The following is a 21201-nucleotide window of genomic DNA, read 5'->3' as shown; positions in this document are numbered from 1 at the left end:
ATGGTTCTTTCGTTGGCATTGCGCCATTGTGGCTATGGTTTCAATCACGCACGGGAAATGCTTATGTCCGACTATGTCATTCGCCCCCTGACTGCGGATGAAATGCAGACCGCTGTCGACTGGGCAGGCCAAGAGGGCTGGAACCCCGGCCACCACGACGCCGCCTGTTTCTACGGCACCGACCCCAACGGGTTTCTGGGCGGGTTTCTGGACGATGAGATGATCGCATCAGTGTCTGTGGTGGACTATGGTGATGCGTTTTCGTTTCTGGGATTTTACATTGTACGTCCGGAATTTCGGGGGTCGGGTTACGGGCTGAAAATCTGGCATCAGGCTTTGGCGCAACGAACCGGGCGCAATATCGGGCTCGACGGGGTCGTTGATCAGCAACACAATTACCGCAAGTCTGGTTTCACCTTTGCCTATAACAATTACCGCTTCACCGGCACTGTCAGAGGCATTCTCGACACTCTAGGGCAGAGCGATGACGCATCAATCAGCCCGCTCAGTCAGCCATCGCCGGAGCTGTTCGCCTATGACCGGCAACTCTTCCCTGCGCAGCGCGACGCGTTTCTAACAGGTTGGCTGAGTGCGCCGAATCATATCTCACGGGTGTGTACAGTGGAGGAGCAGATCAGGGGATATGCCACCTTGAGACCGTGTAAGACAGGGTACAAGATCGGGCCGCTTTTCGCAGATGACGCCGGTGTCGCACGGGGCCTGCTTGCCAGTCTTTTGACTGCCGTATCAGCAACAGCCAGCGACCAAGCGGTTTTCATCGACATGCCACAGCCCAACGCGGCTGCTTTTGCTTTGGCGGATGCGCTGGGTCTTACGAAAGTGTTCGAAACCGCCCGGATGTATTCCGGCGATCAGCCGGATATCGACCTGTCCCGCATCTATGGCGTGACCACCTTTGAACTGGGTTAAAACGCCTTGAACGTCATCGTCGTCAGCGAGCGTTCGATATTGGGAATCACCAGCAGGTGTTCGTTGATGAAATGGCCCACATCCTCGGTTTCGGGGATGTAGAGCTTGAGCATCAGATCAAACTCACCGCTGGTAGAATAAAGCTCTGAGTGTATTTCGCGCAGGGCGATTTCCTCGGCGACCTTGTAGGTGGTGCCGGGTTTGCAGCGGATCTGGATGAATACGCAGGTGGACATGGCTTGGCCCTGTTGGTTCATGTTGTCTGCAAGCTGACATGGTGCCGGGCCGGGTGCAATCCCTTGCAACAGTTTGCAGCGATTGCAACGCATGGTCTGGATCAACCCACCCCACCCCGTCTATAAGCGCGCCTGTAGCAAAAGGAATTTGCCCATGCGCACCGCTTCGATCAGCCGCAAGACTGCCGAAACCGAAATTTCGGTCTCGGTCAATCTGGATGGCACCGGTACATATGACAATCAGACCGGCGTCGGGTTCTTTGACCATATGCTGGACCAGCTGGCGCGCCACTCGTTGATCGATATGACAATCCGCGCCAAGGGCGACTATCACATCGACGATCACCACACGGTCGAGGATACCGGCATCGCGCTGGGTCAGGCTTTGACACAGGCCCTGGGCGACAAGAAGGGTATCCGGCGCTATGGCGAATGCCATCTGCCGATGGATGACGCGCAAGTGCGCTGTGCGCTGGACCTGTCGGGCCGCCCGTTCCTGATCTGGAATGTCGATCTGCCGACGCAAAAGATCGGTACGTTCGACACAGAACTGGTGCGCGAGTTTTTTCAGGCGCTCAGCACCCATGGCGGCATCACCCTGCATATCGACCAGTTGCACGGCTTCAACAGTCACCACATCGCCGAGGCCGCGTTCAAGGCCGTTGCACGCGCGTTGAGGGATGCGGTTGAGACCGATCCGCGCAAAGCGGATGCGATTCCGTCGACCAAGGGCGCGTTGTAAATGCTCACAGCCATAATTGATTACGAAAGCGGCAATCTGCATTCAGCGGAAAAGGCGTTTCAGCGCATGGCGCAAGAGGTCGGCGCAGGTGACGTTGTTGTCACCTCGGACGCGGATGTAGTTGCGCGTGCGGACCGACTGGTTCTGCCCGGTGATGGTGCCTTCCCGGCCTGTGCTGCCGAGCTGCGCGGCCACAAGGGTATTTATGACGCGATGGTCGAAGCGGTCGAACAGAAGGGCCGCCCATTTCTGGGCATCTGCGTTGGCATGCAACTGATGGCAACCAAAGGCCATGAATACACCGAGACCGATGGTCTGGGCTGGGTGGCAGGCGATGTTGTTCGAATCGAACCGTCAGATGCCGCTTTGAAAGTGCCGCATATGGGCTGGAACGATCTGGTTCTGGAAAGCGATCACCCGATCTTTGCCGGGGTGAAATCAGGCGATCACACCTATTTCGTCCATTCCTACCATTTTCGCGTGTCCGACCCGGCGCAGCGATTGGCTTATGTGGAATACGGGCAGGACGTCACGGCCGTGATTGGCCGCGACACGATGGTTGGGATGCAGTTTCACCCCGAAAAAAGCCAGGATGTTGGCCTGCGTATGCTGGGCAACTTCCTGACCTGGAAGCCCTGAGGCTTACTGAACCCGCGTCCAGGTTTGCCCGCGACAGATCAGACCGCCCGCCACGCAGCCCTTGACGGTCAGCTTGTTCTGGCCGTCCAGAGACATTTTCGAGTTGTAGGTTTTGTCCCGGTCGGGGGCCCAGATCTTACCGCTGTCATAGCTGCCGCCCCCTTCGGGGACCATGTCCCAGATGATCTTTTTGCCAAGGTTCTCATATTCCAGCTGCTGGTTGCCATCGGCGTCGAACGCGCTGTCGATGGTGCCGCAGATCGCACTGCCGCATTCGGAAATCGTCACATGCAGATAGCCACCCGTGTCGCCCGGCGCGGTTTTCCACAGGCCGTCAACCGGATCGTCTGCAAAAGCAGCTGTAGCAAGCAGCATCAGGCCCGCTGAAAGAGTAAAAGTCTTCATGATTTTCTCCCTGTTTTGTGGGCAGTCTGACCCGCTAATGGGCGGCGGGCAAGAATGACCCAGCGTCGCGTTGCATCCCCTGCCCTGCTTGTGCGATATCCCGCGCGTGTAACAGTGATATAGGGCCGCCCGACATGATCCTCTACCCCGCCATCGACCTCAAAGACGGCAATGCCGTACGCCTGCTGCGTGGTGAAATGGACAAGGCCACCGTGTTCAACGAAGACCCGGCCGCTCAGGCCCGTGCCTTTGTCGAGGCGGGGTGCGAATGGCTGCATCTGGTCGACCTGAACGGTGCATTCGCAGGCGAGCCGGTCAACGCAGCACCGGTTGAGGCAATTCTGAAAGCGTGCAAGGTGCCCGCGCAACTGGGCGGTGGCATCCGCGACATGGCCACAATCGAAACATGGATCGAGAAGGGGCTGGCGCGGGTCATTTTGGGCACTGTCGCTGTCGAAAACCCCGATCTGGTGCGCGAAGCAGCCAAAGCCTTTCCCGGCAAGGTCGCTGTTGGCATCGACGCACGCAATGGCATGGTAGCCACCAAGGGTTGGGCCGAAGAGACCAATGTTCAGGTCACCGATCTGGCCCGTAGTTTCGAAGACGCGGGCGTTGCGGCAATCATCTACACCGATATCAATCGCGACGGTGCCATGCAGGGCCCGAACATCGAAGCGACCGCTGCCCTGGCACAAGCCGTTTCCATCCCGGTGATCGCCTCGGGCGGTGTCAGTTCGCTGGACGACCTGATCGCCCTGCGCGATTGCGGCGTTGCGCTGAACGGCGCGATTTCAGGCCGGGCGCTTTATGATGGCGCAATTGACCTGGCCGAGGCCATCCGCGCCCTGTCGTGATCGGTTATTGCGCGGCTGCGGCGGTCAGCTTGGCCAGTGCACCGCGCATCTTTTCGATGACCGGTGATTTGTCGACATCGTTCAGGTCGTCCAATGTCTCTTTCGGGTCTTCATAGATCAGCCAGACCTGGCCATTGGAGTCTTCGTACGCCTGCACCTTGAGAGGCAGAAACAGCCCGGCGCGCGGGTCGATCTGCATGGCTGGCGTACCCAGCGCCGGGTTGCCGAAGATCAGCACCTGATTGGCAGGAATGGACGTACCGATCTTTTCCGCCCCGGCCGCGTGGTCGATGCGGGCAAACACGGTTGCGCCTGCATTTCCGACGGCGGCTTCCAGCGCGTCCAGCGCCTCGGCCACGGATTTGTCGGTTTGAACCTTGATCAGATCATCTGCCATTGCGGTCAGCGCGCCTCCGATTGAAAAAACACAAGCCAGTATCAGTCTACGCATATCGATATTCCTTCTGTGAAATTCACCCCAGTTTTCACAGAATAGAGACCTCTCACAATCACAAGTCTGGCATCGGCAGGGCTTTGCCGCTAGAGGTGCGCCCATAAAGGATATCCTATGCTGAAAACCCGGATCATTCCCTGCCTTGATGTTGCCGATGGCCGAGTGGTCAAAGGCGTGAATTTCGTGGGACTGCGCGATGCAGGCGACCCGGTGGAATCGGCCAAGGCCTATGATGCTGCCGGAGCGGACGAGATCTGCTTTCTCGACATTCACGCGACCCACGAGAATCGCGGCACCATGTTCGATGTGGTGCAGCGTACGGCGGAACAGTGTTTCGTGCCGCTGACCGTGGGCGGTGGGGTGCGAACAAAAGACGATGTGCGCGCCTTGCTGCTGGCGGGGGCGGACAAGGTCAGCTTCAACTCGGCCGCGGTTGCCAATCCGGATGTGATTGCCGAAGCGGCAGATCAGTTCGGCAGTCAGTGCATTGTCTGCGCCATCGACGCCAAGACCGTCAGCCCCGGCAAGTGGGAGATCTTTACCCATGGTGGGCGCAAACCCACCGGCATTGATGCGGTTGCCTTTGCAAGAACCGTGGTCTCCAAGGGGGCCGGTGAAATCCTGCTGACCTCGATGGACCGCGACGGCACCAAATCCGGGTTCAACCTGCCGCTGACCCGCGCCATTTCCGACGCGGTGGATGTGCCCGTGATCGCCTCGGGCGGTGTTGGTACTTTGGACCATCTGGTCGAGGGCGTCACCAAGGGCGGTGCAAGCGCCGTGTTGGCGGCATCGATTTTCCATTTCGGCGAATACACCATCCGCGAGGCCAAGGAACATATGGCCGCCGCTGGCATCCCCATGAGGCTGACATGAGCATCTTGCACGATCTGGCCGCCACGATCGAGGCACGCAAGGGGGCTGATCCCGAAAGCAGCTGGACGGCCAAGCTGCTTGCGAAAGGCCCTGAGAAATGCGCCGAGAAATTCGGTGAAGAGGCCATAGAGGCCATCATCGAAGCCGTAAAAGGGGATCAGGTTAAGCTGACCTCGGAAGCGGCGGACGTATTGTATCACCTTCTGGTCATGCTGGCCGCGCGGGACGTGGCGCTGGATGATGTTCTGGCCGAGCTGGACCGCCGTCAGGGCACCAGTGGTGTCGCTGAAAAAGCTTCCCGCCCCAATGGGTAAGGTCCGGGTTCCGCACTGGCTCCTGGGCCGTTATACTCGGATGCCAGACTGTCAGGGCGAAGGCGCGTTATGATCCGAATATTGATGCTTGTGGCAACCCTTGCCATCGTCGCGGGCTGCGCCGCGCCGCCGCGCTCGACCGGGGATGAGGTGCAGCGGCTCGCCACGGAGATTCAGGGCCTTGGCCCGGATATCGACCCTGAGGAGGCCCGACGCGCAGCGGGAATTGCTTACGCCTATACCGCTCAGCTGGTCGAGGAATACCAGATCACAGACCCGCCCCTGATCCATAACATGAAGGTCAACAAGGGCCTGCGCCCGCGTGGGTTGTGCTGGCATTGGGCCGAGGATATCGAGCGGCGGCTGAAACAGGAAAACTTCCGGACACTGGAGCTGCACCGTGCCATTGCAAACGCGGACAACCCGACGCGGATCGACCACAGCACCGCAATCATCAGCGGTAAAGGCGCGACGCTGTATGACGGTGTCGTATTGGACCCGTGGCGTTATGGCGGCGTGTTGTTCTGGTCTCCGCTGGTCGAGGATACCCGGTATGACTGGGTTCCGCGCGACGTGGTGCTGGAAAAGCGGCGGAAGGAACAGGTCGCCCGTCTGAAACCTTACGTGCCCGCCAAACCCTAAAGCTTGGACGAGATGATCCCGGTCGAAAATCCGCCCATGCGCAATTCGCCAAACAGGCGCTGATATTCGATCTTTGGGCAACGGTTCATCACCACATCCACGCCACGGGCCTGGGCCTTTGCCGCCGCTTCAGGGTGTTCCACGCCAATCTGCATCCAGATCGTACCGAGCGACGGGAAAGCGTCCAGCGCCTCATCTACAATGGGTGGCACGGCCTCGGACCGCCGGAAAATGTCCACCATGTCCACAGGCTCGGAGATATCTGACAGGCTGCCGCGAACCGTCTCACCAAACAGGTCTTTGCCCGCGTGGCCCGGATTGACGGGAATCACCTTGAACCCTTTCAGCGACAAATAGCGCGCCACGTAATAGCTTGGTCGCACCGGGTTCATAGAAACGCCGACAACGGCCACCGTCTTGGTGCGTTGCAAAATGGCCTTAAGGTACTGATCGGAATAGTCTGGCATGCCCTATCCTTAACAGGGTTCCAAAAAGAAAAAAGCGCCCAAGAATGCTTGGGCGCCAGTTGTTGGAACGAGGGACAGTGAAATGACCCGCGGCAGTTCCGTTCCGCGGTCACTGTGACATTTAAGCATGGATCTGTTAAAAAAAAGAGGGGTGGCGCATTTTTGTGATGACTTTTCACAATTAGCTGAACCTTGCCTACTCCCCATAGAGAATTGCGGGCCAGTTTTCTTCTGCCATCGCAATGTATCCTGTTTGATTCTGCTGCCAGATTTCCTCGACCGCGGGTGAATGCGTCAGGTAAAGGCGCCCATCGACCACCTGCCACGCATTCGGATCCGTGCTTTTCAACACACCCATCGCCATCCCGTACGAGCAATAACCACCGAACTGCGGCGCAAAGGCGCGCGGGTTGCCTTCAAAGAGCTCGCGATTTGCCTGCGATTTGAAATGCCACCGGGCGCCCTTCCACATGACCGCGTTTTCGGGTGCCCCTTTTGAAGGCGCGTCGCTGTCAAAATAGGACACGGGATCATACCCCGCCAACGCCACACCGTCAGTGGCGTAGTACACGGGGTTGTCCTGCGCAAACACGGCAGGAGCCAGCAATACAGTGCTCAGCGAGCAAAGAAGAGTACGTCGGTTCAGCATCGTCATTTGGGAATCTGCATATTCAAGACTATCAACATGCAACTTTTCGCGTTTTTCGGAACCCCTGTTGACGCGGATGTGAACGAGTGTTCGCCAGTTGAAACTTAGTCAAAGATGTCTTCGATCACGTCCCATGCTTCGTCGAACACGCGCGCAAGCATGGTCTTCTTCCTCTTTTTGCGCTTTGCTTTCCGAGCGGCAGCATGAGACACAGCTACGCGCAGCGGTTCGGGTTTGTGTACTTTCCGCGCGGGCAGCATCTTCAGGTTGTGCAGCGGCGCTCCACAGCTGGAGCAGCTAAGCTCGTGCCGTTCCTTGCCTTTCAGGATCAAGGCAGCCCGGGTGCCGCAATAGCAGCAGGTCGCGATTTTGGCAGGACCGGGAATGACGCTCTCCTTTGCTCAGGGTCGCGACGCATATAAGGCGATTGCCGCAGCATTTGAGACGTTCAGCGAACCAAATCCCCCGGCTGCGTCAATTTTAACCAACTGATCCACGGTTTCCTTTGTCTTCTGCCGCAAGCCCGGACCTTCCGCGCCCAGCACAAGCGCGACAGGGCGGTCACGGCCATCGCTTAGCGCACCTTCGATTGTCATGTCGGCTTCTCCGTCCAGCCCAAGGACCAGAAAGCCCATGCCCTGAAGCTCGACAATCGCGTCCGCAAGGTTGCGCACCCGCAGATAAGGCTGCCGCTCAAGCGCACCGCTGGCGGTTTTTGCCAGTGCCCCGGTCTCGGGCGCGGAATGGTGGCGTGTGCCGATCACAGCACTGGCCCCCAGAACTTCGGCCGAGCGCAGAATCGCCCCGACATTGTGCGGGTCGGTGACCCGGTCCAGCAGAATGACGCGAGGGTTTTCGCGACCGATGCAGTTATCTGCCAGACTGCCCCATTCCAACGGCTTGACCTCCAGCGCCGCGCCCTGGTGCACGGATCCAGAATCGATGGGCGCAGAAAACTTGCGCGGGTCGACCATCTCGGCCTCGATCCCCGCAAATTCAATAGCTTCCGCCAGTTTGTCACACGCATTCCGCGTCACCATCAGGCGTAGTTTTTGCCGTTTTGGGTTCATCAGCGCATCGCGAACCGCGTGCAGGCCAAACAGCCAGACTGTTTCCGCAGCAGCAGCTTTGCGCGCCTGTTCCTTTTCGACGACCCATTTGGGTTTCTTCATTTCAAGGGCCTCCGGGCCGGGAATTCGGTTTCCTGCGCCAAAGGGAAATTTTCCTGTTGACGCTCCTTTGGTGCGCTAGTAATCACGCCTCCACGTCAGGTGCAACGCCTGACAGTGGGCGACAGGCCGCAAGGTGTGGCAGGGGACTGTAACTCCCTCGCGGAGACGCACGCCTGGTTCGATTCCAGGGTCGCCCACCATCTTTCCAACATATTTCGAAGATGGTCAGGACGCGTGTCCTGCACTGCGTTATTGTCTGGCAGCTATGTTATTGCTGTTGGTCTGCCGCCATTCTCAGATGCGACAGATCTGATCCGTTTTACACATCTTAACCCGGCGCTAACGCGACCGGATTGTGAACGAAAGGTGCCGCGTGGCCTTCGCCACCGCATGTCATGACGTTCAGATCAACGCGTCGGTCGAGTGCGCGCCTATTCCGCAGCCGGGCGCATCTGCGCTATGCGGTTGAACCAGCCTACGATGTCGTCCAAATCCGCAGGCAGCTCTTCGGCCGCACCTTCGGCGAAGGTGTTGAACTTTTCGGCGTTCAGCCCGTTCACGCCGACCAGCACCGGAATATCCAGCGCCAGTGCTTCGCCGATTACGGGGCGAAAACCGCGCCCATCGGATTCATGTTTGCCGAATTTGTTGATAATCAGCAGGTCCGGTGCGTTCGCAAGAGAGGCGGTCACATATCCCACCGCCTGTTCCAGCGCAGCGGGGTCCAGACGGCAGCCGCGCGACTGCGAGCCCAGCGATTGCGAGATACGGATGGTATCCCCATCCGGCAACACGCGGACATCCATGTCGCATTTGCTGCTGTCGGTACATTCCGTATTCGTCTGGACGACACCGGCCAGTTTCGCGCCGGATGCCAGCAGACGCTCAGCAACAGCGCTCAGCAAGCGATCCGTCGCGCCGCGGTCGGTGGTAGTGACATAGGCCAGATGCATCTTGGACCTCTTGTAATTCGATTGTGACGTTTCAAATAGCACGCAAGGCGCAGCCCGACCACTCCCCCAGTCAAGGATGCGGCGACAGACCAATCACAGGTGTGTGCAGGTGAAGAAGAACCGCATAAGCGGCCAGTGCGGTCAGCCAGACCCAAGGGCGTGGCCAGGGTCGCGGTGAGCGCAGTGAGAACCGCGCCGTATTTCGGGACAACCGAACCCATTCAAAGCCCATCTCACGCGATTTACGCCTGTCGATCAGGATCGTGCCTATAACAGAAAATCCGGCAAACAGGCCAAACAGGATCACATGTGACAGGCTTCCATTGGCCAGAAGATGCGCCAAAGACCACAACAGCAGCGCGGCAAGGATCGGGTGGCGGGTGGTGCGCAGAATACCGGGGTGTTCGGGGTCAAAGGGCCTTTTGCCCATCCCTCCGAAAGAAAACGGATTCTGGATCGCAAGCCCGGCCACAGCCAGCCAGCACACCACTGGCATGATCAGTATCGGCACCCAGCGCAAGACTGCGAACGGTGGAATGACCTCGACATAGGGGGCGTTTGCAGCGGCAACAATCAGCCATGCCAGCACGGCCAAAGACAGAAGTGAATAGGCCGCGAAATACCCCCGGCGGCCGAGCGTGCCGATCAGCCAACCCCGCACGGTGGGCCGTACAGGAATTGCATGGCTGAGCAGGAAAACGATGAGTGCTGCAAGGAACAGGCCCCAACCGGTCATGATATTCTCCAAACGTGTTGGGGTCGGTCTAGACTGGGAGGACAGCGACGTCCTTGCCCGAAATCAAGTTGGGCCGCAGGGGCGGACGCACCGCCCCTGCCCTGTATTACAGCCCAAGCGCCGCGCGGCGTTCTTCGGCAAAGCCCTGCACGATGCGGTCTGCGATCAGTGCCAGAATCGCCATCGCAGCTCCGGCCGAAATACCAAGCCCCACATCCGCCTGACCCAGCGCCAGATAGATCGACTGGCCCAGACCGGTGGTCCCGATCAGTGCCGCGATGACCAGCATGGCAAAGGCATAAAGGATGGTCTGGTTCAGCCCAAGCAGGATGGTCGGGGCCGCATAAGGCGCCCTCACATCGCGCATGATCTGCCACTCGGTCGCACCGCTTGAAATTGCGGCCTCCATCATCTCATCCGGTGTATTGACCAGCCCGTGCCGCGTGTAGCGGATCATCGGGACAATCGCATAGGCACAGATGGCCAGAAAGGCCGAGAACTCGCCAATCTGGAACACCATCAGCACCGGGATCAGGAACACGAAAAGGGGGATCGTCTGCAACATGTCACAGATCGGGCGAACCACGTTCCACACAGGCTGCCATACCGCGCTGGCAAGGCCGATCAGCCCACCCGCCAAAGCGCAGGTAAACACCGCTGCACCGCTGAGATAAAGCGACAGCAGCGCCCTTTCCCACAGGCCCGAGACGAGGATGGTGCAGAGCAGCCCCACGCAGAGCGCGGCCAGACGCCAGCCCCCGGCAACCCAGCCCAGCGCGGCAGCGCCAGTCAGGACAAAGGGCCACGGCAGGTTCGCGATACCGGTTTCCAGCATTCCAATCAGAATCAGAACGACCAGCCCACCAGTCAGCCGTCCGCGCCACGCCATCAAAAGCGCAATCCCGGCACCGGCCGCAAACAGGCCAAAGCTCATGCTCGACGTCCACTGGAAACCCCATGTGAAGGGCAGCACCGCCTGATCCAGCCCGATCCGCAGCGGCAGCAGTACATAGAACAGCGAGTTGTTTTTGAGGGCGTCCAGCCACTGGCCATTGGCCTGCGTGAATGCGGTCAGGCCGCTGTCCACAGCTTCGGCCATCGGGTCCAGCAGGGTCAGCTCCGCAGGGTTTGGCAACCACGCCCAGAAGGCCGCCGTGAAGACAACAGCAAAACCCAGCATCGCCCAGACAACACGGCTGTCATAGCGTTTACGCTCGGTCGCCAAAGTGCCGCTCATCCGGTCGATCACCACGGCAAAGACCACGATAACCAGACCCGCCATCAGCGACTCGCCGAACTGCGCCTTGCGCATGGTCAGCAGAACCTCCCAGCCGATATCGTTGAACCCACCGATGACGGCGGCGATGATAACCATCGACAATGCGGCCATCAGACATTGGTTCACACCGACCATGATCTGAGTGGTGGCGGCAGGGATTTCGACCTGGAACAGCTGCTGGAACCGAGTGCCGCCGGACATGATGGCCGCCTCTTTTATTTCGGGCTCTACCCGTTCCAATCCCAGCATCACATTGCGCGCCATGGGCGGTGCGGCATAGATGGCCGAAGCAATCAGACCAACAACAGGACCAAATCCAAACAGCAGCAGCAGCGGTGTCAGATAGGCAAAGGTTGGCACCGTCTGCATGATGTCCAGCACGGCCTGCACAAAGGATTTCACCTTTGGCACTTCGTTGGCGAGGATGCCGATGGCGCCCCCAATGACCAGCGCCACAGGGACAGACACGGCGACAAGCGCCAGCGTATTCATGCTTTCGGCCCAATAGCCCGAGGCCAAAACAAAGCTCAGGCCCAGAAAGCCAAGTGCGGCCATGGACAAGCCGCCCAGATACCAGCCCAACGCGGTCACGATCCCGATCAGAATGGGCCATGGCGTTTTGCCCAGCACGAAATTCGCCCAGTTCATTGGGTGGGTCATCAGGTCCGAAAACAGCCGCATTGCCGGTTTGATCAGGTTCAGAAACCAGTCCAGAAACGCGCCAACCCATTGGGTTGCAGGCAGTTCCCACGCGGCGGGCCACTTGACCAGCCACGGGGCGATACCCTCGAGCGCGAGGCAAACTGCACCGACGATAACCGTTATCAGGGCGGCCTTCGCACCTGCCGTCAACTGCGCGCTGCGCCGTGTCGGGAGGTCGGTTATGGCGGTCATGTCTCGTCTACCTGAAGAGCTGCGGCCAGATCGGACGGATGCACCGTGCCGACGACATTGCCCGCCTCATCCCGCACGGGCACGGGTTCATACAGCTCCATGCAATGCGCAAGGGCTGCGTCCAGCGTCATCGAGGTGGTGAGGCCGGGATCATCGGGGCCACATTCCGCCTCGCTCCGCATGACCGAGGCGACCTTGGCGTGCTGACCTTTGGCGACATCCTTCGAGAATTCGCGCACGTAATCATCCACCGGGCGCAACACGATATCTGTGGGCGTTCCGATCTGAACAATCTTGCCGTCGCGCATGATTGCAATGCGGTCGGCCAGCTTCAGCGCCTCTTGAATGTCATGGGTGATAAAGACGATGGATTTCTTCAGCGTCGCCTGAATGCGCAGGAATTCATCCTGCAACTGGCGGCGGATCAATGGGTCGAGGGCCGAGAACGGTTCATCCAGAAACCAGATATCGGGATTTACGGCGAGGCTGCGGGCAATGCCCACACGCTGACGTTGGCCACCTGAAAGCTGGCGCGGAAAGCTGTCTTCGCGCCCTTCCAGACCGACCAGTGAGATCACCTCCTGTGCGCGCGCCAGCCGTTCCTTCTTGCCCACACCCTGCACGCGCAGCGGATAGGCCACGTTTTCGGAAACGGTCATATGCGGGAACAGGCCGAAATGCTGGAACACCATGCCCAGTTTTTTGCGGCGCAACTCGGTCAGGGCCTTCTTCGAGGCTCCGATGACATTTTCGCCGTCCACCCGAATCTCACCACCCGTGCCGGGCAGCAGCTGCGAAATGCAGCGGATCAGCGTGGATTTGCCCGAGCCTGACAGGCCCATGATGACGAAAAGCTCGCCCTCCTGAACTTCGAAATTGGCATCCTGAACGGCAGGGATCAGCCCCTGTTCCCGAAGGGCGGCGGCAGCCTTGTCTGCGTCATTCCCTGACCGAGACAGCGCGTCGGTCAGGGCTTTGTCAGCGCCGGGGCCAAACACCTGCCAGAGATTCCGGCAGGCGATGGCTGGCATGGTCGTGTCCGTCACTTACGCGGGCTCACTGGGTTGCCGCGTCAACAACCGGACGCCACTTGCCTTCGTTTTCGGCCATCCATGCGGCGACAACTTCTTCGACCTTTCCACCGTCAACGTCGATCGCGCCCATCATCGGCTGCTGGTCTTCAACCGCCAGCTGATAATTGGTCAGGATTTCAAAGGCTGCTGGCCATTTCTCTTCCATACCGCTCCAGCCAGCTTTGAAGATGCGCGAGGGCGAGAAGTCGCAGTCATTGACAGCGTTCGGGTTCGGGCCCCAGGCCGGATCACTAAAGCACGCCTCTTCACCGGCGGGCAGTTCAACGAATTGAACGTCATAGGCCGACATCGCCCAATGCGGCTGCCAGAAAGTGATCAGCAGCGGCGATTTGCGTTCGGTCGAGGCGCGCAATTCCGCGATCAGCGCCCCTTCGGACCCTGCTGGTACGGCTTTGAACGGCAATTCCAAACCGGTCATGCGATCCGCGCCCGGAGTTCCCCAGTCGGCCGGGTAATCGACAAGACGACCACCGGGCAGAGTTTCCGCCGTCGCAAAGACCTGAGCGCAATCTTTCAGCGCTTCCCATGCGGGCAGGCCCGGGCACAGATCGGCCACATGCGCCGGGTACGCGATGCCTTCCTTGGCATCCAGACCCAGATCACCGATTTCAACCACAGTGCCTTCACCGATTTTCTTGGCGTATTCATCGGAAACGTTGGAAGACCAGATTTCCAGTGTCGCGTCGATGTCGCCATCGGCCAGCGCCTGGAACTGGTTCATCATGCCAGCGGTCACATATTCGACGTTGTACCCGGCTGCCTTGAGCATCTCACCCGCCACATGCGTGGTGACGTGCTGGCCGGTCCATTCGTTGATCGCCAGTTTGATCGGTTCATCCACGGCGCCCATATCCGCCGCCTGCGCCGCGCCTGCAACGCTCAGAGCCATTAGGCTTACACTTAGTTTTTTCATGGACTTAACTCCCTGTCATATTTGTTTTGCCCATCCCGGCAAGGATTTTCCCGCCGGTCTTTCTGTCTGATGACAATGCCATGCCGCAGCATGCACAAATTTGGCTGGAAAAGAACAGTGATCCGTTTCCAAATTGTGGAAAAGATCTTTCTGCCAGATTGTTCCCCCCTCCCGGCTCCCTTTACGCATCCAACCCGGCTTGCCTTGTTCCATTTCGCTAAGACGGGACGTTGACTGACGAGTCAATCAGAAAACATTTTGCCACCTTTTGTCGAGAACTTCTTTCGAAAATCCGCATTTTTCTGCGAATCCAGTTATTCGTTGGGCTGCCTCAAATCTGGACACGGTCAGATTTTTCATTGCCAAACAAGAACAAAAGATAAACATTTATAGTCGGGCAACATCAAGGTTAGACAGATGCGAACGTTTGACGAAATCTTTGAAATCGCAGCCGCGCGCCACGGCGGTCCAGAAGCACTGGACGCAAAACTGAGCAAACCGAAAACCCCCGCGGAACTGGCAGCGATGCCCGAGGATCGCTGGCTGTCGGTCATCACGAAATGCATCTTTCAGGCTGGCTTCAACTGGAAAGTCATCGAAAGCAAATGGGACGGGTTCGAAACAGCCTTTAACGGGTTCGACGTGGGGCGATGCGCGTTCATGGATGATGAGAAGTTTGACACCCTTTTGCAGGATACGCGCATCGTAAGGAATGGAACCAAGATCGCGGCTGTACGGGATAACGCTGCATTCTTGCTTGAACTGCGTGAGGAAGGCGGCGCGGGTAAAGTGTTAGGCGGCTGGCCATCTGATGACTACGTCAACCTTCTGGCAATGCTGGCAAAACGCGGGGCCCGACTGGGCGGCGCTTCGGCGCAGTACGCAATGCGGTTTGCCGGGCGGGACAGTTTCATTCTGTCTCAGGATGTCACCGCCCGGCTGATTGCCGAAGGTGTGATCGACAAGCCTGCCACCTCGAAGAAAGCGATGGAGGCGGTTCAGAACGCCTTTAATACATGGATGGGTCAGTCCGGGCGATCACTTACGGAAATCAGCCGGGTTCTGGCCATGAGTCTGTGAAAACGGTTTGCGGAATACCCGCAGCAGAATAAGAATCAACTTATGGTTCTGCGAATTTTCTTTGCTTCTCTTTTGTTGCTGGCCGCCTGCGGCCGTGAGTTGACTGAGCAGGAGCGCGATTTTGCGGAAACCATTCAGGGGGAAACCCTGGAACTGGATCACATCCGTCTGGTCGAAGGTGCCCCGGTTACCAACGTGACGTATTTCCGCGAAGAACGCCCGCGACTGGCCTGCCGCGAGCGCATTCTGCCCCCGGTGGACCCCGGGCCGGTGACGGGCAAACCTGCCGCCGTGGCCCTGTTCAACAAAGTCTATTTTACCCGCGACTGGTATCTGGAGGACTATATGTCCGACTTTCCGGATCAGATGAACCTGCTGGCCGCGATGCTTTTGGCCCATGAGCTGACGCATGTCTGGCAATGGCAGAATCGCCGGACCACCGGTTACCACCCCCTGCGCGCTGCGGCGGAACATGGGGGCCGGAGGGATCCGTATCTGTTCGACCTCGAAACCTCTCCGGATTTTCTGACCTACGGGTTCGAACAGCAGGGCGCAATCGTAGAGGAATACGTGTGCTGTCGCGCGCTGGCCCCTCAGGCCAAGCGCACCAAAAGACTGCATGACATGCTGGGTGCCCATTTTGATCTGTCACCCTTGCCGGAACAGGGGCGCGAGCGCCCGGTCCTGATCCCGTGGAGCGAAGCCAGGATCGAGGGGATTTGCAGTTAGTTCCGGGCGCGCTGCAGGGTTTCCAGATATGCCACCAGATCAACGATCGGCTGGCTGGTCAGGATCGGCTGACCTTCCGGTGTTTTCATGGATGTGTCCTGCCCGTCGAAATAAGGGCCATAGACCGGCATCGGGCTGCCATGGCTGACCAGCGGGTCCCTGCCGTCGATGCGGGCAACAACGCGGGCGGTCGGAAACACCCCGCTTTCGCCGGACAATGCGGTCAGATCGGACGGCTGAACAACCAGCACGCTGGCCATCGGCCCCTGCCCCGTTGCGTCAATCCCGTGACAGGTCGCACAGTAATGCAAATAGAGTTCCTCTCCGGTCGCCGCATCCTGCGCCCAAGCAGCCTGTGTGGCAGCAGCCGAAACCCCGAGAACCAGCATACCGATCGTTGCCTTGAACATCGTATCCTCCTGTCACGATTGACATTTGCAGGGTTGCCCGACAGGCATATGGGCGCAATGATCCAGATCAACGAAACAGGTGCAGAGGGTTCGGGCAATGACACAATATGCAGCCATCATGCTGGCCGCCGGATTTGGAGTTCCGATACTGGCTGCTCTTAACGCGGCCCTTGGCAAGGTCATCGGATCACCAACAACGGCAGCCGTGGTGCTGTTTGCAATTGCCCTGGCCGCCTCGGCGCTGACCATGCTGTTGTTTCCCGGTATTGCAGCCTTGTCCAAGGTTGCGCAGGCCCCGAAACACCTGTTGTTCGCTGGCATCCTGATTGCATTCTATGTGTTGTCGATCACCCATGTCGCCCCGCATTTCGGTGTGGGAAACGCCGTGTTCTTTGTCCTATTGGGGCAATTGATCAGTGCCGCGGCAATCGATCACTTCGGCCTGTTCGGCGCACAGGTGGCACCCCTCACCCTGATGCGGGCGAGTGGTATCGCGGTCATGGCCATCGGTGTTGCAATCACTCAACTGGCCTGAGCACGCCGCCCTCAAGCCGGACCATTCGGTCCATGCGCGCCGCCAGTTCGAGGTTGTGGGTCGCGATCAACGCCGACAATCCCTCGTCCCGCACCAGTGTCATCAGCGCATCGAACACCTGATCCGAAGTTTCAGGGTCCAGATTGCCTGTCGGTTCGTCAGCCAGCAAAACACGCGGCGCGTTGGCAAGCGCCCGGCAAAAAGCCACGCGTTGTTGTTCACCGCCCGACAGCGCCGCAGGGCGGTGGCTGGCGCGCGGGGCGACGCCCACACGGTCCAGCAAGTCCAATGCCCGTGCCTGAGCAGCTTTTTCGGACGCGCCATTGGCCAGTTGCGGCAATGTGATGTTTTCCAGCGCCGTAAACTCGGGCAGCAGGTGATGGAACTGATATACGAACCCGATATCCTGCCGACGCAACGCCGTTCTGGTTCGGTCGCCCTTGCCGTTCACATTCTGCCCCCCGATTTCCACGGTTCCGTCGTCAGGCCGATCCAGCAGACCGGCGATGTGCAAAAGCGTTGATTTGCCCGCCCCTGACGGCGCAACCATGGCCACGGCCTCACCCGCGCGCAGCTCCAGATCGACCCCGCGCAGAACCTGCACCTCGCCCGGTGTGCCTTTGAGGTAGGTCTTGGTCAGACCGTTCAGTCGCAAGGTGACATCATTCATAGCGCAGCGCCTCGACCGGGTTCAGCCGCGCCGCGCGGCGGGCGGGGAAATAGGTGACGATGAAAGACAGGCCAAGCGACAGGCCCGTCGCCTTGAGCACATCGCTCAGATGCAGTTCGGCCGGCAGGGCGTAGATGCCACGGATCGACGGATCCCACACGCCACCGCCCATCACGTAGTTTACGAATGAGAAAATCGGATCAATGTAGATCGCAAAGAGGCATCCCAGGATGACCCCCATTGCAGTGCCAATCAGGCCGGTGAACGCACCGCAGATGAAAAAGACGCGCAGAACCGATCCCTCGCTCAGGCCGATCGTGCGCAGGATTCCGATATCGCGCCCCTTGTTCTTTACCAGCATAATCAGGCCCGAAACGATGTTCATCGCAGCAATCAGAACGAGGATCGACAGGATGATGAACATCACATTATCCTCAACCTCAAGCGCGCGTAGAAAGCCGCCGGATGCGTCCTGCCATGTCCATATCTGACTGCGCTCACCCGACGCCTCAAGAATGGGAATCAGGATCGGGCCAAGATCTTCGGGCTTGTCCACCATCACTTCGATCTCATCCGCCACACCTTCACGGTTGAAAAAGCCCTGCGCCTGAGAAAACGGCATGTAGACGCGGGTGCGGTCGATGTCATAGCGACCGGCCGAAAACACATAGACAACACGATAGGCATTCACGCGCGGCGACGTGCCAAAGGCGGTTTTGACCCCGTTGGGCGAGGTCAGTTTGACCACATCCCCGACAGTGGCCCCGATGCTGCGGGCCACACCCGATCCAATGGCGATGACATCCTCACCCGTCTGGAAGTCCGACAGGTCCCCCGCCGCCTGTTCCGCCTGCGCGATACCCGGCAAGTCGAGCAGATCGTCGGGTCGGATGCCAAACACCTCGACCCCGCTGCTGCTGTCGCGGTTGGTGATCAGCACCTGCCCCTTCACCAGCGGTGCGGCACGCTCAACTCCGGGCACCTGCGCAATACGGTCGGTGCGTTCCTTGTAGTCGGCAATTGTTCGATCCACCCGGCCCTGCGCGTCAAATTCACCCGAGGAATAGACCGTCACATGCGCATTGGCACCCAGAATGGTGCCGACGAATTCAGAGCGAAAACCTGAACGGACAGCCAGCGTTGCAATCAGTGCAAACACAGCAAGCGTGATCCCGATCAGTGATATCCATGTCATCACGCTGACACCGCCTTCGGCCCTGCGCGCGCGCAGATATCGCCAGGCGATTTTCCATTCGAAAGGGGCAAAGGGCGGGGGTGTCTTGGCCATGCCTGCTCCGGGTTTTCTTGTTTGCGGCGACCCTTTCGGCATTTCACCCAATGGTCAAGCCGGTTGTCACTCTGAACTGGCTCCTCAGCCTGAAAGAGCCGAATCGTTTCGTGGCACGATCAAAATACACGTGCAAAACAGGTGTCTTCCAATTCGGGCGCTACACCATGAGTTGTGAAGCGCATCACAGACAGAAGGTGATTGTTTCAGGTATGACGTTAATCATCGCACATCGTGAGCCACTGAATCGTAAAGGCAACAATAAGTGCGAAATTTTATTACTCTTTTTGATTATTTTCAGAAACTTTGCCACCCTAACCATGGGGGAACACATTAAAAGAGCGGGGGTCGCTCAATGAATTTACGAATTTCAACCAATGGCGCGGGTGCAATTTCGACCCGTCAGGCTTCAACAGAATTGGATTGTGAGACCGCAGCCTTGCTGCGCGCGGCCATCCGGCCGATCTTTGTCACCGCAGCAAGCTGGGGCAATTTGGCAGACATCCTGAAAGACAAAGGATATCGTCTGGTTTTCCGTCAAGGCCGTTTGTGTATCACGGATCGGGCAACTGATGCGCGGATTTGCGGATTGCGCTTTCTGGATATCGAGTTTCGCGAACTGATCAGCCGCCTTGGCCGCCCGATTGTTGTGGCGACAGGTGACGGAGCCAACGGAGACGTCCTGGCCGAGCGCCCGACGTCGGATCAAAACTGAGAACCTGCCGACTGACGCGGTCAATTCAGGTAGCTTGGGAAGGGCCGCCAGATCTGAGCCTCCGGCACCCCTTCCAGATCACGGGGCGTGTTTCAACGCCTGCTTAATGCAGCAACGGATGGTGGCTCAGGCGATCTGCTGGTAAATCTCAGCAACTTTGGTAACGGCCGCCTCGGGGCTCAGTTCCTCGCTTTCGCCGGTACGGCGGCAGGTCAGTTCAACCACACCATTCTTCAGACCACGCGGGCCAACCGTGATGCGCCAGGGCAGACCGATCAGGTCCATCGTGGCGAATTTGCCGCCTGCGCGTTCGTTGCGGTCGTCATAGAGCGGCTCCAGACCCAAAGCCGTCAGCGCCGTGTAGATCTTGTCACAGGCTGAATCTGCTTCTTCATCGCCCTGCTTGAGGTTGACGATACCGCAATGGAATGGGGTCACGCCCTCGGGCCAGATGATGCCCTTGTCGTCATGGCTGGCCTCGATGATTGCTCCTACAAGGCGGCTGACACCGATACCATGGCTGCCCATGTGAACCGGAACCGGTTTGCCATCCGGGCCTTGGACAGTCGCGCCCAAGGGATCGGAGTATTTGGTGCCAAAGTAAAAGATTTGACCCACCTCGATGCCACGCGCCACGCGGCGACGTTCTTCGGGGATCTGATTGAACAGCGCCTCGTCATGGGTTTCATCAGTGCGGGCGTATTTCGAAGTGAACTCTTCCAGAATGGCCTGACACTGTTCGCGGTTGTCATAATCGATGTCACGGTCGCCAAAGGTCAGGTCAGTGACAGCACTGTCATAGAAAACTTCGGATTCGCCGGTATCGGCCAGAACCAGGAACTCATGCGTGTCATCGCCACCGATGGGGCCGGAATCGGCGCGCATCGGAATCGCCTGAAGTCCCATCCGTTCATAAGTGCGCAGATAGCTGACCAGATGGCGGTTATAGGCGTGCAGCGCATCTTCCTTGGTCAGGTCGAAATTGTATCCGTCCTTCATGTAGAATTCACGGCCCCGCATCACGCCGAAACGCGGGCGGATTTCATCGCGAAACTTCCACTGGATCTGGTAGAGCGTCAGCGGCAGATCCTTGTAGCTGCTGACGTGGCCGCGGAAGATATCTGTAACCAATTCCTCGGCCGTCGGCGTGAACAGCATGTCCCGGTCATGCCGGTCCTTCATCCGCAGCATCTCCTGACCGTAATCGTCATAGCGCCCGGATTCACGCCACAGATCCGCCGACTGGATGATGGGCATCTGGATCGCGATGTGACCGGCCCGCGCCTGTTCCTCGTGGACGATGTTTTCCAGCTTGCGCAGCACTTTGAAGCCCAGCGGCAACCAGGAATAAATCCCGGCAGAGGCCTGCTTGATCATCCCTGCACGCAGCATCAGTCGGTGGCTGACGATCTGAGCCTCGGACGGGGTTTCCTTGAGAACGGGCAGAAAGTAACGGCTCAGGCGCATGGACGGACCTTCAAAGGTAAGAATTCGACTGGACAGGTGATTATGCCAAAGCCCCGCC

General features: G+C 58.7%; 28 protein-coding genes and 1 tRNA gene. 13 read left to right on the top strand and 16 right to left on the bottom strand.

Annotated features, from left to right (window positions below):
• The first annotated feature begins 63 nt into the window (after positions 1 to 63).
• Positions 64 to 930 (top strand): GNAT family N-acetyltransferase, encoded by an 867-nt coding sequence (locus tag ACR0EK_RS05740; RefSeq protein WP_480486312.1) that lies wholly within the window; start codon positions 64 to 66, stop codon positions 928 to 930.
• Here ACR0EK_RS05740 and ACR0EK_RS05735 read toward each other — a convergent pair.
• On the bottom strand, positions 927 to 1166 hold the full coding sequence (locus tag ACR0EK_RS05735) for an Lrp/AsnC family transcriptional regulator (RefSeq protein ID WP_480482339.1): 240 nt from the start codon (positions 1164 to 1166) through the stop codon (positions 927 to 929). The two genes, ACR0EK_RS05740 and ACR0EK_RS05735, sit on opposite strands and share 4 nt — an antisense overlap.
• A 154-nt stretch (positions 1167 to 1320) precedes the next feature.
• Between ACR0EK_RS05735 and hisB the strand changes: the two genes are divergently transcribed.
• Positions 1321 to 1908, top strand: coding sequence for an imidazoleglycerol-phosphate dehydratase HisB (gene hisB, locus ACR0EK_RS05730; protein ID WP_480481897.1), 588 nt, complete (start codon positions 1321 to 1323; stop codon positions 1906 to 1908).
• A complete protein-coding gene (gene hisH / locus ACR0EK_RS05725; RefSeq protein WP_480537406.1) occupies positions 1909 to 2547 on the top strand; it encodes an imidazole glycerol phosphate synthase subunit HisH in 639 nt (212 codons plus the stop codon).
• A 3-nt stretch (positions 2548 to 2550) separates the two neighbouring features.
• Here hisH and ACR0EK_RS05720 read toward each other — a convergent pair whose 3' ends face one another.
• On the bottom strand, positions 2551 to 2952 hold the full coding sequence (locus ACR0EK_RS05720; RefSeq protein ID WP_209504550.1) for a DUF2147 domain-containing protein: 402 nt from the start codon (positions 2950 to 2952) through the stop codon (positions 2551 to 2553).
• A 134-nt stretch (positions 2953 to 3086) separates the two neighbouring features.
• Here ACR0EK_RS05720 and hisA point away from each other — a divergent pair, with 134 nt between their 5' ends.
• Positions 3087 to 3806, top strand: coding sequence for a 1-(5-phosphoribosyl)-5-[(5-phosphoribosylamino)methylideneamino]imidazole-4-carboxamide isomerase (gene hisA, locus ACR0EK_RS05715; protein ID WP_480898081.1), 720 nt, complete (start codon positions 3087 to 3089; stop codon positions 3804 to 3806).
• A 4-nt stretch (positions 3807 to 3810) separates the two neighbouring features.
• Here the strand turns inward: hisA and ACR0EK_RS05710 are convergent, their stop codons facing one another.
• Positions 3811 to 4257: a DUF302 domain-containing protein gene (locus ACR0EK_RS05710; protein ID WP_267363290.1), complete on the bottom strand. Its 447-nt coding sequence runs from the start codon at positions 4255 to 4257 to the stop codon at positions 3811 to 3813.
• A gap of 117 nt (positions 4258 to 4374) precedes the next feature.
• Here ACR0EK_RS05710 and hisF point away from each other — a divergent pair, with 117 nt between their 5' ends.
• The 3 genes from hisF to ACR0EK_RS05695 all read left to right on the top strand — a co-directional run bounded on the left by hisF (position 4375) and on the right by ACR0EK_RS05695 (position 6092).
• A complete protein-coding gene (gene hisF, locus ACR0EK_RS05705; RefSeq protein ID WP_209504552.1) occupies positions 4375 to 5136 on the top strand; it encodes an imidazole glycerol phosphate synthase subunit HisF in 762 nt (253 codons plus the stop codon).
• A complete protein-coding gene (locus ACR0EK_RS05700) occupies positions 5133 to 5450 on the top strand; it encodes a phosphoribosyl-ATP diphosphatase (RefSeq protein WP_480899080.1) in 318 nt (105 codons plus the stop codon). Before hisF ends, ACR0EK_RS05700 begins: the two co-directional genes overlap by 4 nt.
• Before the next feature lie 69 nt (positions 5451 to 5519).
• Positions 5520 to 6092 (top strand): hypothetical protein, encoded by a 573-nt coding sequence (locus ACR0EK_RS05695; RefSeq protein WP_480481908.1) that lies wholly within the window; start codon positions 5520 to 5522, stop codon positions 6090 to 6092.
• Here the strand turns inward: ACR0EK_RS05695 and ACR0EK_RS05690 are convergent.
• The 4 genes from ACR0EK_RS05690 to rlmB all read right to left on the bottom strand — a co-directional run bounded on the left by ACR0EK_RS05690 (position 6089) and on the right by rlmB (position 8380).
• The gene (locus ACR0EK_RS05690; RefSeq protein ID WP_480899082.1) at positions 6089 to 6559 is read right to left on the bottom strand and encodes a CoA-binding protein; all 471 of its coding nucleotides are present in this window, start codon (positions 6557 to 6559) and stop codon (positions 6089 to 6091) included. The two genes, ACR0EK_RS05695 and ACR0EK_RS05690, sit on opposite strands and share 4 nt — an antisense overlap.
• 196 nt (positions 6560 to 6755) lie before the next feature.
• Positions 6756 to 7214 carry a YHS domain-containing (seleno)protein gene (locus ACR0EK_RS05685; RefSeq protein WP_480899084.1) on the bottom strand — a complete coding sequence of 153 codons (459 nt, stop codon included), beginning with the start codon at positions 7212 to 7214 and terminating at the stop codon, positions 6756 to 6758.
• Positions 7215 to 7312: 98 nt separating this feature from the next.
• Positions 7313 to 7540: a hypothetical protein gene (locus ACR0EK_RS05680; protein WP_480899085.1), complete on the bottom strand. Its 228-nt coding sequence runs from the start codon at positions 7538 to 7540 to the stop codon at positions 7313 to 7315.
• Positions 7541 to 7609: 69 nt separating this feature from the next.
• Entirely contained in the window at positions 7610 to 8380 is a 771-nt protein-coding gene (gene rlmB, locus ACR0EK_RS05675) for a 23S rRNA (guanosine(2251)-2'-O)-methyltransferase RlmB (protein ID WP_480582970.1), read from the bottom strand.
• A 116-nt stretch (positions 8381 to 8496) separates the two neighbouring features.
• On the opposite strand from rlmB, the gene ACR0EK_RS05670 reads away from it, so the two are divergent.
• Positions 8497 to 8580, top strand: a tRNA-Tyr gene (locus ACR0EK_RS05670).
• Between the two features lie 231 nt (positions 8581 to 8811).
• On the opposite strand, the gene ACR0EK_RS05665 is transcribed toward ACR0EK_RS05670, so the two are convergent.
• From ACR0EK_RS05665 to ACR0EK_RS05645, 5 genes are all read right to left on the bottom strand, one after another.
• Positions 8812 to 9333, bottom strand: a complete 522-nt coding sequence (locus ACR0EK_RS05665; protein ID WP_480899088.1) for a DUF2478 domain-containing protein — start codon at positions 9331 to 9333, stop codon at positions 8812 to 8814.
• Positions 9334 to 9403: 70 nt separating this feature from the next.
• Positions 9404 to 10069 carry an NnrU family protein gene (locus tag ACR0EK_RS05660; RefSeq protein WP_480899090.1) on the bottom strand — a complete coding sequence of 222 codons (666 nt, stop codon included), beginning with the start codon at positions 10067 to 10069 and terminating at the stop codon, positions 9404 to 9406.
• A 106-nt stretch (positions 10070 to 10175) separates the two neighbouring features.
• On the bottom strand, positions 10176 to 12242 hold the full coding sequence (locus tag ACR0EK_RS05655; protein ID WP_480967651.1) for an ABC transporter permease: 2067 nt from the start codon (positions 12240 to 12242) through the stop codon (positions 10176 to 10178).
• A complete protein-coding gene (locus ACR0EK_RS05650) occupies positions 12239 to 13288 on the bottom strand; it encodes a quaternary amine ABC transporter ATP-binding protein (RefSeq protein WP_480475875.1) in 1050 nt (349 codons plus the stop codon). Before ACR0EK_RS05650 ends, ACR0EK_RS05655 begins: the two co-directional genes overlap by 4 nt.
• A gap of 10 nt (positions 13289 to 13298) precedes the next feature.
• On the bottom strand, positions 13299 to 14249 hold the full coding sequence (locus ACR0EK_RS05645; protein WP_209504562.1) for an ABC transporter substrate-binding protein: 951 nt from the start codon (positions 14247 to 14249) through the stop codon (positions 13299 to 13301).
• 417 nt (positions 14250 to 14666) lie between these two features.
• On the opposite strand from ACR0EK_RS05645, the gene ACR0EK_RS05640 reads away from it, so the two are divergent.
• Together ACR0EK_RS05640 and ACR0EK_RS05635 are read left to right on the top strand one after the other, a co-directional pair.
• Positions 14667 to 15329: a DNA-3-methyladenine glycosylase I gene (locus ACR0EK_RS05640; RefSeq protein WP_480899094.1), complete on the top strand. Its 663-nt coding sequence runs from the start codon at positions 14667 to 14669 to the stop codon at positions 15327 to 15329.
• Positions 15330 to 15371: 42 nt separating this feature from the next.
• A complete protein-coding gene (locus tag ACR0EK_RS05635) occupies positions 15372 to 16058 on the top strand; it encodes a hypothetical protein (protein WP_480899096.1) in 687 nt (228 codons plus the stop codon).
• On the opposite strand, the gene ACR0EK_RS05630 is transcribed toward ACR0EK_RS05635, so the two are convergent.
• On the bottom strand, positions 16055 to 16468 hold the full coding sequence (locus tag ACR0EK_RS05630; protein WP_209504565.1) for a c-type cytochrome: 414 nt from the start codon (positions 16466 to 16468) through the stop codon (positions 16055 to 16057). The genes ACR0EK_RS05635 and ACR0EK_RS05630 overlap by 4 nt on opposite strands.
• Before the next feature lie 97 nt (positions 16469 to 16565).
• Between ACR0EK_RS05630 and ACR0EK_RS05625 the strand changes: the two genes are divergently transcribed.
• Positions 16566 to 17003, top strand: a complete 438-nt coding sequence (locus tag ACR0EK_RS05625; RefSeq protein ID WP_480899098.1) for a DMT family transporter — start codon at positions 16566 to 16568, stop codon at positions 17001 to 17003.
• On the opposite strand, the gene ACR0EK_RS05620 is transcribed toward ACR0EK_RS05625, so the two are convergent.
• Both ACR0EK_RS05620 and ACR0EK_RS05615 read right to left on the bottom strand, forming a co-directional pair.
• Positions 16987 to 17673 (bottom strand): ABC transporter ATP-binding protein, encoded by a 687-nt coding sequence (locus ACR0EK_RS05620; protein WP_480899100.1) that lies wholly within the window; start codon positions 17671 to 17673, stop codon positions 16987 to 16989. The genes ACR0EK_RS05625 and ACR0EK_RS05620 overlap by 17 nt on opposite strands.
• The gene (locus ACR0EK_RS05615) at positions 17666 to 18961 is read right to left on the bottom strand and encodes a lipoprotein-releasing ABC transporter permease subunit (RefSeq protein WP_480481931.1); all 1296 of its coding nucleotides are present in this window, start codon (positions 18959 to 18961) and stop codon (positions 17666 to 17668) included. The genes ACR0EK_RS05620 and ACR0EK_RS05615 overlap by 8 nt, the downstream gene beginning before the upstream one ends.
• A gap of 50 nt (positions 18962 to 19011) precedes the next feature.
• Between ACR0EK_RS05615 and ACR0EK_RS05610 the strand changes: the two genes are divergently transcribed.
• Together ACR0EK_RS05610 and ACR0EK_RS05605 are read left to right on the top strand one after the other, a co-directional pair.
• Entirely contained in the window at positions 19012 to 19320 is a 309-nt protein-coding gene (locus ACR0EK_RS05610; RefSeq protein WP_480899102.1) for a hypothetical protein, read from the top strand.
• The gene (locus tag ACR0EK_RS05605; RefSeq protein WP_267366022.1) at positions 19317 to 19676 is read left to right on the top strand and encodes a hypothetical protein; all 360 of its coding nucleotides are present in this window, start codon (positions 19317 to 19319) and stop codon (positions 19674 to 19676) included. The genes ACR0EK_RS05610 and ACR0EK_RS05605 overlap by 4 nt, the downstream gene beginning before the upstream one ends.
• Positions 19677 to 19802: 126 nt before the next feature.
• Here ACR0EK_RS05605 and proS read toward each other — a convergent pair whose 3' ends face one another.
• Positions 19803 to 21143, bottom strand: a complete 1341-nt coding sequence (proS, locus tag ACR0EK_RS05600) for a proline--tRNA ligase (RefSeq protein WP_480545763.1) — start codon at positions 21141 to 21143, stop codon at positions 19803 to 19805.
• Between the last annotated feature and the right edge of the window lie 58 nt (positions 21144 to 21201).

Source organism: Ruegeria sp. AE4 (genome assembly GCF_056542185.1).
The sequence above is the reverse complement of the archived record's forward strand: the minus strand, read 5'-3'. Positions and strand labels throughout refer to the sequence as shown.